Source organism: Faucicola mancuniensis, assembly GCF_046523945.1.
GTDB lineage: Bacteria > Pseudomonadota > Gammaproteobacteria > Pseudomonadales > Moraxellaceae > Faucicola > Faucicola mancuniensis.
In genome coordinates this window covers 1,631,876-1,647,448 of the sequence record NZ_CP171363.1, presented here as the reverse complement: position 1 = coordinate 1,647,448, position 15,573 = coordinate 1,631,876, and the positions used below count along the sequence as shown (strand labels likewise).

Below are 15,573 nucleotides of genomic sequence, written 5' to 3'. Positions count from 1 at the left end.
AATTCCACTATGGACGGGGGTGTGTCTATTGGTCAAATATATTTTCTTATCGATAACAATGGGGTTATTAAGGAATATGTAGAATTGGGCGATGCCGTGCCTACTTTGCCAGCGCAATTTAGAACAGCGATTGCAGATTTATTGGGAGAAACATCTATTTTCTTAGCCATGAACAAGCAAAGCGGTAACTGGGGCGTGGCAGTCAGTGGCAAATACGATACGATTGATATATCAATAACGAAAGCAGTAGCTTCATGTGTGAGTAAAGATACAGGTTTACCCTTATCTCAATTAAAAACTGCGGAACAAATTGATGCCCATAATAAGAATTGTAAACTTGCTGCGGTTCAACCACCACGCTCACTGGCTCTGTTTCGCAACAAGTTAAGCAATGGGCAATATGAATTTCACGGCGCATTCAGTTATACCAATACTGTGCTAAAAGGTGAATACAATAAGCAAGAATCCGATTGCAAAACCACAGGAACAGATTGCCGCCACATTAGAACCTTTACCCCGAAAGATGCTGGGTCTGTGTTTTAAACTATTTTCAGGCTGAAACCTTTGCAAAACCCCAAAAAATCCGCTAAATTTCTGTTACCAAAAATTTAGGGGATTTTTCCATGTCCAGCTTTTTCTATCACACCGCCCAAACCCTACTGAACCAATACACAGACCGTTTCCCATTACTTAAAATCACCCAACTTCTGGATTGGCAAGCCATTGAACAAACGCTCGCCAACCATAAAGTACACTATGTACGCAACAACGGCGGTCGTCCTGCTTATCCGTTACTACCGATGTTCCGCGCCATTTTGCTCGGACAATGGCATAGAGTTTGTCTGACCCAGAATTGGAACGCAGTTTGGTTACGCGTTTAGATTTCATCATTTTTTGCCAATTTCCAGATGAAATGAATCTACCCGACCACAGCACACTCAACCGCTTTCGTAATTGGTTGATTAAAGAAGGTTTGGCAGACGAACTTTACCAACAAATCAACCAACAACTAGCCCACAATCAACTCAAAGTAGAAAAAGCGCAAACGGCGATTGTGGACGCGACCATTATTCAAACTGCAGGTGGAAAACTTAAAAAATCCATTGAAATCAATGAGAACGAAGAAGTGATCCAAACCCCCGCCAGTAAAGACAAAGACGCAAGATGGACAATCAAAAGCAAGCATTGGTATTTGGGCTACAAACTTCATGCGCGTACCGATGAAGAGGGGTTTATTGAGCAAATTCACGTTACGCCAGCGAATGCATCTGATGTGAACAATTTAGAAACCGTGTTGGACAAGGTTGAACAGGGTGTAAAAGTGTACGCGGATAAAGGTTACGACAGTCAATCCAATCGCGAATTTTTGGAGAAAAATCAATTAGTAGACGGTATTATGCGTAAAGCACATCGCAAGAAACCTTTGATGCGTGAAGATATTGAGCGCAATAAGGAGTTGGCGAAAATCCGTTATCGTGTAGAACAGAGTTTTGCCATTTTGCATCGTATATTTAGATGTAAGCGTGCGAGTTATTTTGGGCTAGAAAAGGTCAAAGGGCAAATGGGTTTGAAAGTGATTTGTTTGAATTTGCTCAAAGCGGCGAACAAGTTAAGGCTTGTTGCGCCGATTGCTGCCTGAAAGGGCATAAGGCAGCCTGAAAATGGGCTGTTATAGTGGGATTGGTGTGATTATTTTGCTTTATTTTGTTGTGGTTGTGTTGAAATAGTGAAAACCTCAAAACAAATGAATTGTTTTGGGGTTTTGCAAAGGTTTCTGCTCGTATGATTTCATTAGGCTCTGCCCGTACTTAACCCTGCTTTGCCATTTTCCCACAAGGTTTTCAACAATACTTTCCACGCCGACAATTTAGGATTGGGTTGTTTACCTTGTCCAATCAAGTCCATTTGCATCATATACCAATTCATCTCCAGCATCGCGCCCGCTTTTTTGTCAACAAATGCTACGCCCGTTTTGATGCGGTCGGTTTGCACCGTTTGGTAGGTGCCGTTTTGAATTTGGTTTGCCAAATCGGGCACCAAAGCAAACGGACGAGCGACACTGACCAAATCTAAATGGCCGCTGGATAAGGCATCTTCCATGGCGCTTTGTGAACGGAAGCCGCCGGTAATAATCAAAGGGAATTTTCAGAAGATGGTTTTAGCGTACAAATCAAAGTGCGGTCAATCTTAAGTGAATTTTATATTAATTTTGATATTCCATAGTTCACTAAAAATCCACCAACCACTAGCCATAAATAAGTTAGTGTTCCTAAAACAAGTGGTTTTAATCCTGCCTTTTTGATTGCGCTTGCTTGCGTCGTTAAGCCAAGCGCAGCCATCGCTGAAATTAATAAGAAAGAATCAATTTCAACGAATAATTTCACGAGTTCTTCTGGTAATAAATCAAAAGAATTAAAAATGGCAACGCCAATAAAAAGTACAGCAAACCAAGGAATTGCAATTTTGTGTGATGTATTTTCTGATACTCCATTACTACGTGTTAATAACCAAGAAAGCATTAATAAAAATGGGGCGAGCATCATCACTCGGATCATTTTGGAAATGACGGCAGTATTCGCCACGATAGGATCAATATTTTCCCCAATCGCATAAACTTGAGCCACTTCGTGTACACTAGAACCAACATAAATACCGAATTGATGGGCGTTAATTAAATGTTGTGACCACGTGTAGAAAAAGGGGTAAGTAAAAATAGCAAGAGTCCCGAAAATGACCACTATGGCAATCGCCACTGAAACTTTATGGGATTCTGCTTTGGTAACAGGCTCTGCCGCCATCACTGCTGCTGCACCGCAAATGCTGCAACCTGCCCCAATGAGATAAACCAATTGTTTATCCATTTTTAGATAACGAATGCCTAAAAGTGCGGTAAAAAAGAACGTTGAAATTAGCATGATTGCATCAGTGACGACAGCATTTAATCCTACATCGGCAATATCGCCAAAAGTGAGGCGAAAACCATACAGCACAATGCCAGTGCGAAGAAGCGTGCCTTTGGCAAACAAAACGCCTTTTTCCACTTGTGTTGAAAATTGCGGATAAATGGTATTGCCGATTGCCATACCCAGCAAGATAGCAATAATTAAAGCACTGATATGATAATGATGGGAAAAATCAGTGTTTCCTAAATAGTTAGCAAGTATAGCGATAATCGCGATAAATATAAGTCCGAAATAAAAGGGACGTGTGTTCATTTTTTCTTTCCTTAGCGAGTGTTTTTGTCTTTTACCCAAGCGGTTTCATCTAAAATTTTGCCAAAATAGCTTTCGACTAAGCGACGAGTAACATCAGTTTGTGGATTAAATGAAAAACCTGAAGCGTGGGTGCAATAAGTTAAGCCATTTTCAGTTAAAAATGTTGGAATACTTGGCGCAGCCTGTAATTCTACACTTTAGCTTATGCAGAGCAAAAAATATAAAAATCTCAGATTTAGACGTAACATAACAAATGCATTGTAATAAATTATGTGCCAAATTGTAAGGCATATTAGTAAAAATGGCTAGGATATTGAATGTTTAATAGGGTTCAAAAGGAAATCAATCAAATTATTAATCGTGGTTTTGACCGCACTTTGATCTGCCCCCCAAAAATTTGACCGCTTGCATCATTATCAAGACCGCAGCCGTCTGAAATCACCACATCGTTTATCGAACCTTTGCCGCTTTCGGCGACCATTACATTGCCCGTAACCAACACACCTGCGCCACCTTTTGCCCAAGTGTCGTAGAGGCGGATGAGTTTTTCAGACGGCTGGTCGTTTTGGGCAAGTTGCTCTTCCATTGCCGATTTGAACAGGCGGTTTTTGGCGGTTTTGCCGTTTTGAAAAGTGAACGGGGTAAATAACATAATTCTTTCCTTTAAGTTTATAAGTTTAAAAATGTAAACGTATTTGGATAAAAATAAAGAGTTAGCGGATAACCCTATTTTGAAAGCGGGCAATTTTGAGCCATTAAATCGGCAAGTTGTTTCAATTTCGCCACCGCATCCGCCATGGCAATACTGTAAAACCGCTCTTTGCCGACCTGCTCCACCGCCACCGCACCGGCTTGCAACATGATTTTCAAATGATGCGACACCGCAGGGCGCGACAGATGCAGATGCTCGGTCAGCTCATTCACATTCATCCTTCCGTGTTCCCACAATACATGCAGGATCTGATGGCGGTTTTCATCACTCAACACGGTAAAAATGGGTATGCACTCGCGCATTAAATTCATCGTTTGTTGTGGCATATTCGGATTCTTGAGTTTATATGTTTAAAAACTTGAACGCATTTTAGAGGAAAAGATGGGAAATGTCAAAGGGGATTTTTAGAAGATGGTTTTTTAGCGTCCATTCTGGGCAGTTGGTCGAGCTGTTGCCTGAGTATGCTATGACTTACAAACCGCTTTATCTCTATTACCCCAGCCGTCGTGGGCATTCCAATGTGTTTAAGCTGATTGTGGATGCGTTAAAAGTAAAAGCCGTCTGAAATTTCAGACGTTTTTTATTCTAATCGCTGACGAGATCTTGCTTCCTCTCGATATTTATAACATTTATAAAAGAAATCAGGTATTGGTTTGTGATTCTTTCTGAATCTAAATATATTAGACTGAATTTCTTTTAAAATATATGGAATACATTCTATACTATTTGCAGAAATATCAGAGAAGATTTCATGTTTATCCTTTATAAATTCTTCTTTCTCTTTAATTTGATTTCTTATACTCCATGCACTACTGACTGGGATTTTTATAGTGGCTGTGGAAAACACAAGAAAACTATAAAAATTACCAAAGCCATTATAAAAAAGTGGTTTTATTTCATTCCAAATAAAAAAAACGCTACCGATGATAGATATTACAAATGGGAATGATGAATAAAATAAAAATTTTAAATATCTTTTATCTAAACTAATATTCCATCCTATATTTTGTTGTTGGCAAGCCAAAGCTGAATAAGGGAAATTAAATTTAGATATAGCATCTGTATACCAATTTCTCACTTGCTCTTTTATACCTCCATCCTTGCTAATGGCTTCATCTGATATTTTGAGTATTTCTTCATTATCTACAACGGGCTGATAATCCAAACTGAATAAACTGCAATCAAATTGTTGTTGAACTTCTGCTGCTTTCTCTTGGCTGCTTTTTGATACTTTTCCTATACCTAAAGAAATAACTAAACAAAATGTTGAAATGGATCCAAAATAGTACTCAGGATAACTCCTTAAATATTCAATAGGAATTATTGGCAACACTGAGATCCCTATTGATATGACTAAAATTAATAATTCTAAACTTTTGAAGTTCTTCGCTCGTGAGTATAGCACACGCTGGACTATCAATAACCGTAAGTTTTTGTCTAAGTTTTGTTCTTCTAAAATATTTTTCACCTTTAATCTCCATAACTAGGAAATTTATCACCTAAAACTTTTTTCCAGTATTCAAATGATTTTTCCACAGAAACTTTTTTCGCATCCTCAATGTTTTTTAGATCATTATTAATTCTTGATGTTAAATTAATTTTCTCCTCATAGCTCAAATGATTTAAATCACCTTCGATATTTTTTGGATCATCAGCAGTATTCCATATACTATCTCTTAAATAACTTAAAGATTTCTCAAACTCATACTCAATATCATATACATTTTCTCTACTGCTATAATAATTAGCCAACATTACTTCTAATAAATAGGATGATTCTATGTTTGCTTTCCTATCAAATGCTTTACTATTCCAGTATTTAACTAAGCGAACAAGTTCCAAAAATTTTCCATTATGCTTCTGATTGATAGATGTAACTAATTCTTGATCTTTTTCTGGGTTGGTTTTCATCCATCCTCCCTTTCCATTTGGAATTAGATAAACACCTGAAGTTGTATGAAAACAGGGAACAAGATCAAAATTCCATTCATAGGAAGATAATTTTAAAGTGATAGCTTGCTGTCTTCTATGAATATTTGCACTTTCATAATGGCTAATATTGACTAAGGCATTTTTAAATTTATTAAGAAGCTTTGTTGAATTTAGTGAGTCATCCGCATTTAAGCAATCTTTCCATAATTCGCTAGTTTGAACATCTGGCTTTAAATAAATTAAGCAATTTTTATAGTCATAAATATTTTCATACCAATACAACAGATGCCCATTTAAACCAATCATTATATCAATATCATCTATTGGTCTAACTTTAGTTCTACGAGAAAAAGAACCAAAGTGAAGGTTAAAATTTTTACAAAAATATAAATGTTGAGTGTTTTTTTCAAAGTTTTCTATACGTTCTAGTAACCAATCTCTACTAGCTCTTGCTTTTGTGACTCGGTCTGAAGGCATATTCACATTTTCTTCAATCATTTGTTTTAAAGCAGATTGTATTGTTCTAGCCATTTTATTAGTTCCTTTTGATTTAAATTATTCAGCTATATTGTTCCGTATAATATATTTTCAAGTTGAAATTTTATATCCCATACAACGGCACATTCACCATCCAATCCTGCTCTCGATAATCTGCCATTGAAAAGCGAATTGCTTGCGCTGGCTGAAATTGTTCTACATACACTTTCAAACTTTTCGCTTTTAAATTTTCTTCTGCTTTGACTTCAATCGGAATCACAGCTTGCTTACATTGTACAACAAAATCTACCTCTGCTGTGCCTTTTTCAGTTGCCCAATAAAAAACGGGATTTTCTTGAGTGGCAATCAGTTGTTGCAAAACATATTGTTCGGTTAAAGCACCTTTAAATTCGGTAAAAATACGGCTACCTTCCAGTAGTACGCTGGCATCCAAATTGCTTTGTGCGGCAAGCAGTCCCACATCTAAACCATACAATTTAAAGGCATTATCTTGATAAGCGGAAAGTGGCAAATGTGGTTTCTTCACTCGAGGCACGCTATGCACTAAGCCGCTGTCTTTTAGCCATTGCAATGCAATTTCATAGTCTTTGCTTCTCGCCCCTTTTTGTAGCTGAGCATAGATAAATTTTTTATTTTCTTTGGCAAGCTGCTCAGGAATGGAAGCCCAAATTGACCGCACTTTTTGCACAGTTTGCCCGTCGTGAATATGTTTGGAAAAATCTTGTTCATACGCCATCAATAAATTACGTTGTACTTGACGCACTTCATCGACATTTTGTGTTTCGATAAATACTTTTACCGCTTCAGGCATACCGCCTACAAAATAATATAGACGGAGTAAATCAATATAGGTGGTTTTCATGGCTGAAATTAGCGACCAGTCTTTCAGCTCAAGCAATTTCACCAAATCTTGTTTGCCAAGTGCGGTTAAAAATTCGTGAAAATCCATGGGATAAAGAGGTAGAAAGTCCACTTTGCCGACAGGAAAAGAGACTTGATGATGTAACGATACTCCCAGTAATGAACCTGCCGCGACGATATAAAACTGCGGTGCATTTTCGTAAAAATATTTGAGTGAAGATAATGCTTGTGGGACTTATTGTACTTCATCAAAAATAATCACGGTGTTTTCTGCTTGAATATCGACACCGCTTTCAATTTTCAAACCAAGTATCAAACGATCAATATCATAGTCGCCAGAAAATAGCGTTTTCATACGAGGGTTATTATCAAAGTTGATATACGCCACTTTTTCAAAGAATTGCTCGCCAAAGTGTTTCATCGCCCAGGTTTTTCCTACCTGTCTTGCCCCTTGAATAATTAATGGTTTTCGGTTTGTTTTGTGTTTCCAGTTTTCTAAGGATTGTATGATTTTACGCTGCATAATGCCTCTCTAAAGCAAGGGATATAGGCTAATTATACAGTATGGAATACACTTTTTCTAATGATATAAGTTTAGATTTATACATTTTTTCCAATGAAAAAATGTTTTACTTTGCATTTTTTTAGATGAAATATGAGGGTTTGTTTTTCAGACGGCCTTTTAGAAAAAAGTGCGATCAATTTCCAAGGATTTTTATCAATCCCTTTTTTTCACTAAAACAACGCATTAAGCGATCCAATACGGTGCGTACTTTTACTGATAAGGTTGGTAACGGAAAACGAATACACCACGAGGGTCGGAGCGGCGGTCAATTAATCCACCAATTGCACCCATTGCTTGACTCAAATTCATACCTTTGCCGCAAAATTAACTTGTTGATTTTTGCTAACTGCGTCTAGTGCAGTAAGACTGAGCGGATTTGCATGCATAGTAATTACATCACCCGCACGCAAAATAATATTTTGTGAAGGGTCAGTTGTAATCATTTCCAAAGCGATGGTTCGAGTTTGGTTTCCACGTGTTAATTGTAAGGAAATATCTTGTACACTGCTTTCTACACCACCTACTGTAGCAATTTGCGTTACGATATTTATGCCTCGTCTGTCCAATCTTCCGCAATTTCTTCTGCCTGCTTAATTACATAACTTACCGCTTCCTCTTGCTTATCAGGTGGATATTTGTAGCGTTGCAGGGCACGTTTAACGAGAATACGCATTTTGGCGCGTACGCTTTCTTTGTATTGCCAGTCGATGGTGATGGATTTTCTGAGCGTATCCGTAATTTCTTTGGCGAGTTTGCTCAGTACTTCATCGCCCATCAGTTCCCGTGCGCTTTGATTTTGAGCAAGTGCCTCGTAGAAAGCCAATTCTTCTTTTTTCAGTCCCAGTTTTTCACCTAAAGCCAAGCGTTCTTGGAAATTTTGGCTCATTTTGAAGAGTTCGTCCAAAATCTCTACCACAGTCAAATTGTGATTGTGGTATTGATTCAATGCTTCCTTCAAACGCTGTTCAAAATCTTTTTGCAATGTTAGATTCGCGCCTGATTTGGCTTTAATTTCACTTGCTAAATAACGCTCCACCGCGCTGACCCATAAATTCTTAGTCGGGCTGTTTTTGATGGTCTGCAAAAACTCTTCAGAAAGTAGGTTGATTTGTGGCTGTGGTTTTTCCAGCAGGTCAAACAAATCAATCACGCCTTCAGAATAGACGGCTTGATTGACCAATTTTTTCAATAAAATCTGTCTTTCATTAGAACCCGTACCATTTTGTCCACGCTTCGTGAGAATAGCGCGTACAGCATCATAAAAAGCAATTTCTTGGTTATATGGCTCAACTTCAGCCAATGAGCCGCATAGCATATAGCCTTTTTTCACCAATCCCGCCGCTTTCAAAAAGGCTTTTTTGCGTGGCTCGGTTTCTTTTTTATTAAACCAATGTTGCTCGTGTGCTTTGCCATCAAACGGTAATTGATCGAGGCTTAAAATATGGTTAGCAGCAAAACGAATCGCCATCAAAAGATCATTCGGATTATCTTTTTCTAAGGCGGTCTGAACATCAAAAGTTTTTCCTTCAACTGGCGTTGCAAACAGGCTGCGGACAAACTCTAAATGCTCTTTCATTTTAAAGAACACATCAATCACGTTATCCGTCAGCTTGCCCTTGCCTTGCGAGTTAGTATATTGTTGGGTGGCTTCTCTGAGCTTGTCAGCAATGCCGACATAATCCACAATCAAGCCGCCGTTTTCTCGGCTTTTATTGCGGAATACACGGTTAACCCGTGCAATCGCCTGCATCAGGTTATGCCCTTGCATCGGCTTGTCGATATACATCGTATTACAGCAAGGCGCATCAAAGCCCGTCAGCCACATATCGCGCACAATCACCACTTTCAGCGGATCGTTCGGGTCTTTAAAGCGGCGTTCCAGCGTTTGTTTTTCCTGTTTACTGTAAACGTGTTTCTGCATTTCCGGCGCATCGGAAGCAGAACCCGTCATCACAATTTTAATCGCTCCTTCGTTAATATTGTCCGAATGCCATTCAGGGCGCAGTTTGATGATTTCATTGTATAAGTCTACGCAAATCTGACGGCTGGATACCACCATCATCGCTTTGCTGTCGACGACTTCATTGCGTTTGGCAAAATGCTGCACAAAATCCGCGGCTAAATCGGCCAGGCGGGCTTGCGAGCCCAACAATTTTTCCTGCAAACGCAGGGCAGGGGATTGCTCCTCTTCCAGCAAATCATCAATTTCTTTGAATAGCTCATCGTGTTCTTTTTCGTTTAAGCGGATTTGGCGCGCTTCATACACAATCGGCACAGTTGCGCCATCTTCCACCGCATCTTGCAAGTCATAAATCGACACATAACGCCCGAACACATCTTGCGTGTCCTTATCTTCTAGGCTAATTGGCGTACCGGTAAAACCGATAAACGAAGCATTTGGCAGCGCATCGCGTAAATGGCGGGCGTACCCTGCCTGAAATTTGCCGTTATGCAGCTTTTGCGTAAAGCCATATTGGCTGCGGTGAGCCTCATCGCTGATTACAATAATATTGCTGCGCTCATTTAAAACAGGGAAGCGGCTTTCTTCCTCATTGAGGGCGAATTTCTGAATCGTCGTAAAAAACACGCCGCCGACTTCATTTTGCGCAAGAAGTTGGCGCAGCTGATCGCGGTCTTCTACTTGTTGCGGTGTTTGTTTGATTAAATCTTTGCCAGAAGAAAAGGTTTGGAAAAGCTGACCGTCCAAATCGTTGCGGTCGGTGACCACCACAATGGTGGGATTTTTCAATTCAGGCTGCGCAAGCAGTTTGCCGGCATAAAACAACATAGAAATCGACTTGCCCGAACCCTGTGTATGCCACATCACGCCAATGCGGCGGTCGCCTTTTTCTGAAGTCGCCCAAATGGTGGAATCGACCGCTTCATTTACGCCGTAATATTGATGGTACGCCGCGATTTTTTTAATGGTTTTACCACTGGAATCCCGCTCAAATAAGACGAAATAGCGGATATAGTCGAGTAAATCCTTAGGCTGCAACAAGCCATTGAGCAGGCTTTGCAATTCGTCGTCAAAATATAAGCGCGCGCTTTTCTTTTTTTCATCGACCACTTTCCACGGCGTAAAGCGTTGGAAATCTGCCGAAAGCGAGCCTAAACGGGCAGCAATGCCGTCTGAAATAATCAGGGCTTGGTTGTAAACAAACAGCTCGGCAATCTCATCTTTATAGGTTTCAAACTGATTAAACGCCTGCAACAAATCCGCCGATTCACGCAGCGGATTTTTGAGTTCAAATACCACCAAGGGCAGACCATTTACAAAGCCGATAATATCAGGAATCCGCTTGCTCCCTTTACGGCTGCGGATTTCCAACTGATTGACGGCGACAAAGCGGTTGTTCTTCACCTGCTCAAAATCCACCAAGCGTGCCATTTCGATTTTTTGCTCACCATTTAGCGTATATTCCACTCGTACACCATCACGCAACGGTTTATAAAACGCCTGATTCCGCACCACTAAGTCGCCGATATCGCTTTTCGTCGCCGATTTCACCACAGAATCCACCGCACTTTCAGGCAGCTGCGGATTAAGTTTGCGCACCGCCTCACGCAGTTGTTCAACAAAGACTACGCCGCTCAAATCGCCACGGGCAAACTCGCCTTCATGAACAGGCAAGTCTTTGCCGTAGTGATATTCCCAACCGATGGATTGCAGACGTTGAAGGGTAAGTTGTTCGATGTCGTTTTCGTTGAGCATTTTATGATTCTCCATCATTTAATAATTCCAATAAGGCTTCAATGCTTTCATCATGATCGCCATCATACCAAATTGGAAAAATATTGGATTTTTGAAGTACTTTTCTGCGAGTTGTTCGTTCTTTATCAGATAGATTTTCACAAGATAAAAAAGCATAGTGTTTAGGTAGATTATCTTTGCCTCGTTCTTCAACAATTTCTGCCATACATTGTAATGTTCGATCTTTATCTAGGCTACAACCTAAAAATAGCAAAGATTGAGAAAATAATGATTCCATTACACAGGTTCTGAGGATATTGTGTTCGGAATAATGTCTTTGATAATCATCCTGGGTAAGTACTCTTTTGTTTTTACTTATAAATGTTCCATGTAGCTTTAAAAGAATTCGATAGCCTTCTCCAAATAATTTTTTAAACTCTTCAGCATCAATACCACATAGTTCTTGATCAAAATGAATATCTTGATCTGCATATATTTTTTTAAGTAAATCATCGTAATTTGTTGTAATTATGGTTTCCTTAAAAAATTCAGGTAGTCTACATATAATTCCTTGTAGTTCTCCGAGATTTGGAGATTTACCAAATTGATTTTCTAAATGTTCTTGTAGATGACCTTCATCTACATCAAATAATAATTGTGCAGCTTCTTCGTATTCTCCTTTATGAATATATTCTTCAAAAATAGGGAAATCTGCTCCTGATTCTTTTTGTACTTCATAAAGAAAACCTTTCCATGATGGAAATCCTGAAGGCATAGAAAGTCCAGCTCCAATAAATGGGGTGAGTTTATTTCTTCTAAAGATTTCTTTTAGCTTATGGAATCGTTGTTTATTATCTGCAATTTCTAAAATCTGATTAGCAGTGTCAATTGCTTGTTGTTTACGTTGGTTTTTCCAGTCTTGAAAGGCTAACTCATAAGTTTCAGGTTCTAGTTTAGATAAAATTTGGTCCCGAAGAAAAACACTTCCTCTAATAACTATTTCTTCTCCTTCTGAATTTAATTCTTCAATGAAAAGGCGCTCTAAATAATTGTTATTCATCACTCTCTCCATTTAGCAAATTAGGCAACAATAAATCTCTTATTTCAGCTAGCCTCTTATTTTCAATAGAGTTCGATAAAACTTTTTCAAAAGCATAAACAACCTTGTTATGGAAAATATCAATAATTTCTTTTGATGGTGTCATTATCTCTATTTTAGAGAATGTGCTTGTGTTTAAATTTAAAGTTGCACTGCCACCACTTGCCAAATCTTTTAGATATTTCGTCATTGATGACTGTTTTAACGATAAATATAAAAATTCAGAGATTTGTTCATCGTTTGGAATAATTGAATTAATTTGCTGGTTTGTATGAGATGGCTTAGATGTCATTGAAACCAATCCGACCGTAGCAATACAACTTACACAAATGCTTTTTGGTGGAATATATTTTTTAGATTGAGAATTTGCACCTGCTACACTCAAGTTATCTGTTGTTTGAGTAATAATTATTTGATTGTGCATATCTGGAATCTTAATAAATGGAACATCATTACCATAAAATTCTTTATTCGATTTTGATGGTGTTTTTCCGCAGATAATTTGACCTAAATCCGATAAGGCTTTCAAATTCCACCCCCTCGGCACATCAACCCCATCAACCTCCACCATCTCACATGGAAACGCTTTGGCGGTTTCGGCTAGTTCGGCGTAGCGGTCAGACTGTGTTTGTGAAAGTGCGGTCAGTTCTTCGGGTGCTTTTCCGCTGATTGCCTGCATGGCGGCAAGTTCTGCTTGTTCAAGGCTAAGACCGTCTGAAAGGGCTTGGACTTTGGCACGTACAGGATCAAAATCAACAAACCAGCTTTTAAACAGGGCTTGCGCGATTTGTTCCAAGGTTTGGTTGATTTGGGTGTTGAGGTGGATTTTTTTATCTAACGATGAAAGTTGCTCAATCGTATTTTGCAAATGCTCTTCGCTATTAGGCTTTAAAATAGGAAAGTTTCTTAATTCACCTAAAGGAATGTATTGTTGAGTTGTTCCCCTTAATCTATCTTTTATCAGATTTTGGGTAATTGGGCTTTTCAGATAATAATAAAGCCATTTTGCTTTTTTAGGATCTGAGTTTTTCAATAAACCAACATTCTTAATTACAAAATCAGGATCTTTTTCAATCAAAGCAACTTCACCAACGGTCCCTATCATTGAAAGTAAAACATCATTTATATGAACTTGACTTCTTTTATTGATATTTTGAGCATCAGATTCTGAAATAAAATATGCTGACGTTAAATCTAATTTTCCACCAACAATATTTTTAGATGTTACTAATTTAACGCCAAATTCTGTTTTCTTTGGTGAGTCATGGGTTCCATCAGTAACTAAATCACAAAATTCACTTGCAGGGATAAATTCTTGATTACTCATACCCCAATCCCCCTAAATTCTTTTTAATCTCCGCTTCCAATTCCGCACTTTTCGCAAATTGTTCCTTCAAAAGAGTGGTCAGATTTTGCATTTTTTCTGCAAATGGCACGCCGTCGTCTTCTTGTTCTGCAGTGCCGACGTATCGCCCCGGTGTGAGGACGAAGTCGTTATTTGCAATCTCTTCTAAAGTCGCAGATTTGCAGAAAGCGGCTTGGTCTTCGTAGCCGTCTGATGTTTGCCAAGCGTGGAGGGTGTCGGCAATTTTGGCGATGTCGTCAGCGGTGAAATCACGCAATACGCGGTCTTTCATATAGCCGATTTGGCGGGCATCGATAAACAACACTTCGCCTTTGCGCTTTTTGTTGCGGTTTAAAAACCAAATACAGGCAGGGATTTGGGTATTGGTGAAGAGCTGGCCGGGTAGGGCAACCATACATTCCACCAAGTCGGCATTGATGATGGCTTTGCGGATTTCGCCTTCGTTGTTGGTTTGGCTGCTCATGGAGCCGTTGGCAAGCAATAATGCCATTTTGCCGTTGGGCGAGAGGTGGTAAATCATGTGTTGCAGCCAAGCGAAGTTGGCGTTGCCTTTGGGCGGCGTGCCGTATGCCCAACGTGGGTCATCGGCAAGGGATTCGCTCCACCAATCGCTGATGTTGAATGGCGGGTTTGCCATGATGAAATCCATCTTTTTGTCGATGTGTTGCGGCTGGGTGAAGCTGTCGGCGTTGTGTTTGCCGAAGTCGTAATCAATACCGCGAATCGCCATATTCATGGCGGCGAGTTTCCAGGTGGTCGGGTTGAATTCTTGTCCGTAGATGGACACGTTGTTGATGTTGCCTTGATGGGCGGTGATAAAGCGTTCGGTTTGCACGAAAAAGCCGCCGCTGCCCATAGCTGGGTCATACACGCGTCCTGAATAGGGTTCGAGCATTTCGACAATCAGGGAGACGATGGATTTGGGCGTGAAATATTGCCCGCCGCGTTTGCCTTCGGCTTGGGCAAAACGACCGAGGAAGTATTCGTAAACATGGCCGAGAATGTCTTTTGCGCCCAAATGCACGGGTTCGCCGTTGTAAGTCGGGCGGGTAAAGTTAGTATCGGAGAACAGGATAATCAGTCCGCGCAGGGTGTCTTCGTTTACGGCATAGCCGCTGATGCGTTGGAGGACACCTTTGAGTTTTTCGTTGTCTTTTTCAATGGCATCGAAGGCATCATCAATCAGTTTTGCCACACCAGAAAATTTTCCACCCCAAGGCAGCTCTGCGCCGATGTTTAAGATGGAAACGGCTTTAATCTCGTCCCAACGGGCTTGCTGCGGCACCCAGAATACATTGTCGGCGGTGTAGTAGTCGCGGTTTTCCAGTTCGGCGGTTAAGGCTTCTTGGTATTCTTCGTCCGTATCGTAGAAAGTGCGGTCAAGATAGAGTGGATTTCCAGGATCGCTAAGCTCTGCCTGAATTTTTTCTTGCTGATGGGTGAAGCTGTCGGAAATGTACTTTAAAAAGATGAGACCAAGAACGATATGTTTATAGTTAGCGGCATCAAGTTGTTGGCGGAGTTTATCAGCAGATGACCAAAGTTTTTCGTCTAAGTCGTTTAGGAAGGCTTGTTCAAGCACGGGCTGTGTCGGCATTGTCATTAATGTATCCTTTAATAGTATTGTAAAA

Annotated in this window: 13 protein-coding genes and 2 pseudogenes; 3 read left to right on the top strand and 12 right to left on the bottom strand. The window is 39.9% G+C overall.

Annotation, left to right across the window (positions count from 1 at the left end; genetic code table 11):
- Window positions 1-21 precede the first annotated feature (21 nt).
- Both ACGTJS_RS08110 and ACGTJS_RS08105 read left to right on the top strand, forming a co-directional pair.
- Window positions 22-543: a hypothetical protein gene (locus ACGTJS_RS08110; protein ID WP_410471701.1), complete on the top strand. Its 522-nt coding sequence runs from the start codon at window positions 22-24 to the stop codon at window positions 541-543.
- A gap of 80 nt (window positions 544-623) precedes the next feature.
- Window positions 624-1,639 (top strand): annotated as a pseudogene (locus ACGTJS_RS08105) (IS5 family transposase).
- A 152-nt stretch (window positions 1,640-1,791) separates the two neighbouring features.
- On the opposite strand, the gene ACGTJS_RS08100 reads toward ACGTJS_RS08105, so the two are convergent.
- The 4 genes from ACGTJS_RS08100 to ACGTJS_RS08085 all read right to left on the bottom strand — a co-directional run bounded on the left by ACGTJS_RS08100 (window position 1,792) and on the right by ACGTJS_RS08085 (window position 4,253).
- A complete protein-coding gene (locus ACGTJS_RS08100; protein WP_410471700.1) occupies window positions 1,792-2,136 on the bottom strand; it encodes a hypothetical protein in 345 nt (114 codons plus the stop codon).
- Between the two features lie 62 nt (window positions 2,137-2,198).
- A complete protein-coding gene (locus tag ACGTJS_RS08095; protein WP_002641731.1) occupies window positions 2,199-3,215 on the bottom strand; it encodes a YeiH family protein in 1,017 nt (338 codons plus the stop codon).
- A 346-nt stretch (window positions 3,216-3,561) separates the two neighbouring features.
- Window positions 3,562-3,867 carry a hypothetical protein gene (locus tag ACGTJS_RS08090; protein WP_410471699.1) on the bottom strand — a complete coding sequence of 102 codons (306 nt, stop codon included), beginning with the start codon at window positions 3,865-3,867 and terminating at the stop codon, window positions 3,562-3,564.
- 74 nt (window positions 3,868-3,941) lie between these two features.
- Window positions 3,942-4,253, bottom strand: a complete 312-nt coding sequence (locus ACGTJS_RS08085) for an ArsR/SmtB family transcription factor (protein ID WP_410471698.1) — start codon at window positions 4,251-4,253, stop codon at window positions 3,942-3,944.
- A 62-nt stretch (window positions 4,254-4,315) separates the two neighbouring features.
- Between ACGTJS_RS08085 and ACGTJS_RS08080 the strand changes: the two genes are divergently transcribed.
- Window positions 4,316-4,492 (top strand): hypothetical protein, encoded by a 177-nt coding sequence (locus ACGTJS_RS08080; RefSeq protein ID WP_410471697.1) that lies wholly within the window; start codon window positions 4,316-4,318, stop codon window positions 4,490-4,492.
- A gap of 15 nt (window positions 4,493-4,507) precedes the next feature.
- On the opposite strand, the gene ACGTJS_RS08075 is transcribed toward ACGTJS_RS08080, so the two are convergent.
- The 8 genes and pseudogenes from ACGTJS_RS08075 to ACGTJS_RS08040 all read right to left on the bottom strand — a co-directional run bounded on the left by ACGTJS_RS08075 (window position 4,508) and on the right by ACGTJS_RS08040 (window position 15,539).
- Window positions 4,508-5,395: an S-4TM family putative pore-forming effector gene (locus tag ACGTJS_RS08075; RefSeq protein WP_410471696.1), complete on the bottom strand. Its 888-nt coding sequence runs from the start codon at window positions 5,393-5,395 to the stop codon at window positions 4,508-4,510.
- Window positions 5,396-5,397: 2 nt separating this feature from the next.
- Window positions 5,398-6,390 (bottom strand): SMODS domain-containing nucleotidyltransferase, encoded by a 993-nt coding sequence (locus ACGTJS_RS08070; protein WP_410471695.1) that lies wholly within the window; start codon window positions 6,388-6,390, stop codon window positions 5,398-5,400.
- A 70-nt stretch (window positions 6,391-6,460) separates the two neighbouring features.
- Window positions 6,461-7,093: an ATP-binding protein gene (locus ACGTJS_RS08065; RefSeq protein ID WP_410473248.1), complete on the bottom strand. Its 633-nt coding sequence runs from the start codon at window positions 7,091-7,093 to the stop codon at window positions 6,461-6,463.
- A gap of 204 nt (window positions 7,094-7,297) precedes the next feature.
- Window positions 7,298-7,741: pseudogene (locus ACGTJS_RS08060) on the bottom strand (ATP-binding protein); the annotation flags it as partial.
- Between the two features lie 589 nt (window positions 7,742-8,330).
- Complete coding sequence (locus ACGTJS_RS08055; protein ID WP_410471694.1) at window positions 8,331-11,516, bottom strand: type I restriction endonuclease subunit R; 3,186 nt, start codon at window positions 11,514-11,516, stop codon at window positions 8,331-8,333.
- Window positions 11,500-12,537 (bottom strand): SIR2 family protein, encoded by a 1,038-nt coding sequence (locus tag ACGTJS_RS08050; RefSeq protein ID WP_410471693.1) that lies wholly within the window; start codon window positions 12,535-12,537, stop codon window positions 11,500-11,502. The genes ACGTJS_RS08055 and ACGTJS_RS08050 overlap by 17 nt, the downstream gene beginning before the upstream one ends.
- Entirely contained in the window at window positions 12,530-13,903 is a 1,374-nt protein-coding gene (locus ACGTJS_RS08045; RefSeq protein WP_410471692.1) for a restriction endonuclease subunit S, read from the bottom strand. The genes ACGTJS_RS08050 and ACGTJS_RS08045 overlap by 8 nt, the downstream gene beginning before the upstream one ends.
- Window positions 13,896-15,539 (bottom strand): type I restriction-modification system subunit M, encoded by a 1,644-nt coding sequence (locus tag ACGTJS_RS08040; protein WP_410471691.1) that lies wholly within the window; start codon window positions 15,537-15,539, stop codon window positions 13,896-13,898. The genes ACGTJS_RS08045 and ACGTJS_RS08040 overlap by 8 nt, the downstream gene beginning before the upstream one ends.
- Window positions 15,540-15,573 lie beyond the last annotated feature (34 nt).

What these genes read in the sequence shown, in the direction of transcription:
- ACGTJS_RS08095 (WP_002641731.1), bottom strand. Translation starts at nt 3,215, where the DNA reads ATGAACACACGTCCCTTTTATTTCGGACTTATATTTATCGCGATTATC.
- ACGTJS_RS08045 (WP_410471692.1), bottom strand. Translation starts at nt 13,903, where the DNA reads ATGAGTAATCAAGAATTTATCCCTGCAAGTGAATTTTGTGATTTAGTT.
- ACGTJS_RS08090 (WP_410471699.1), bottom strand. Translation starts at nt 3,867, where the DNA reads ATGTTATTTACCCCGTTCACTTTTCAAAACGGCAAAACCGCCAAAAAC.
- ACGTJS_RS08085 (WP_410471698.1), bottom strand. Translation starts at nt 4,253, where the DNA reads ATGCCACAACAAACGATGAATTTAATGCGCGAGTGCATACCCATTTTT.
- ACGTJS_RS08080 (WP_410471697.1), top strand. Translation starts at nt 4,316, where the DNA reads ATGTCAAAGGGGATTTTTAGAAGATGGTTTTTTAGCGTCCATTCTGGG.
- ACGTJS_RS08065 (WP_410473248.1), bottom strand. Translation starts at nt 7,093, where the DNA reads ATGGCGTATGAACAAGATTTTTCCAAACATATTCACGACGGGCAAACT.
- ACGTJS_RS08040 (WP_410471691.1), bottom strand. Translation starts at nt 15,539, where the DNA reads ATGCCGACACAGCCCGTGCTTGAACAAGCCTTCCTAAACGACTTAGAC.
- ACGTJS_RS08050 (WP_410471693.1), bottom strand. Translation starts at nt 12,537, where the DNA reads ATGAATAACAATTATTTAGAGCGCCTTTTCATTGAAGAATTAAATTCA.
- ACGTJS_RS08055 (WP_410471694.1), bottom strand. Translation starts at nt 11,516, where the DNA reads ATGATGGAGAATCATAAAATGCTCAACGAAAACGACATCGAACAACTT.
- ACGTJS_RS08070 (WP_410471695.1), bottom strand. Translation starts at nt 6,390, where the DNA reads ATGGCTAGAACAATACAATCTGCTTTAAAACAAATGATTGAAGAAAAT.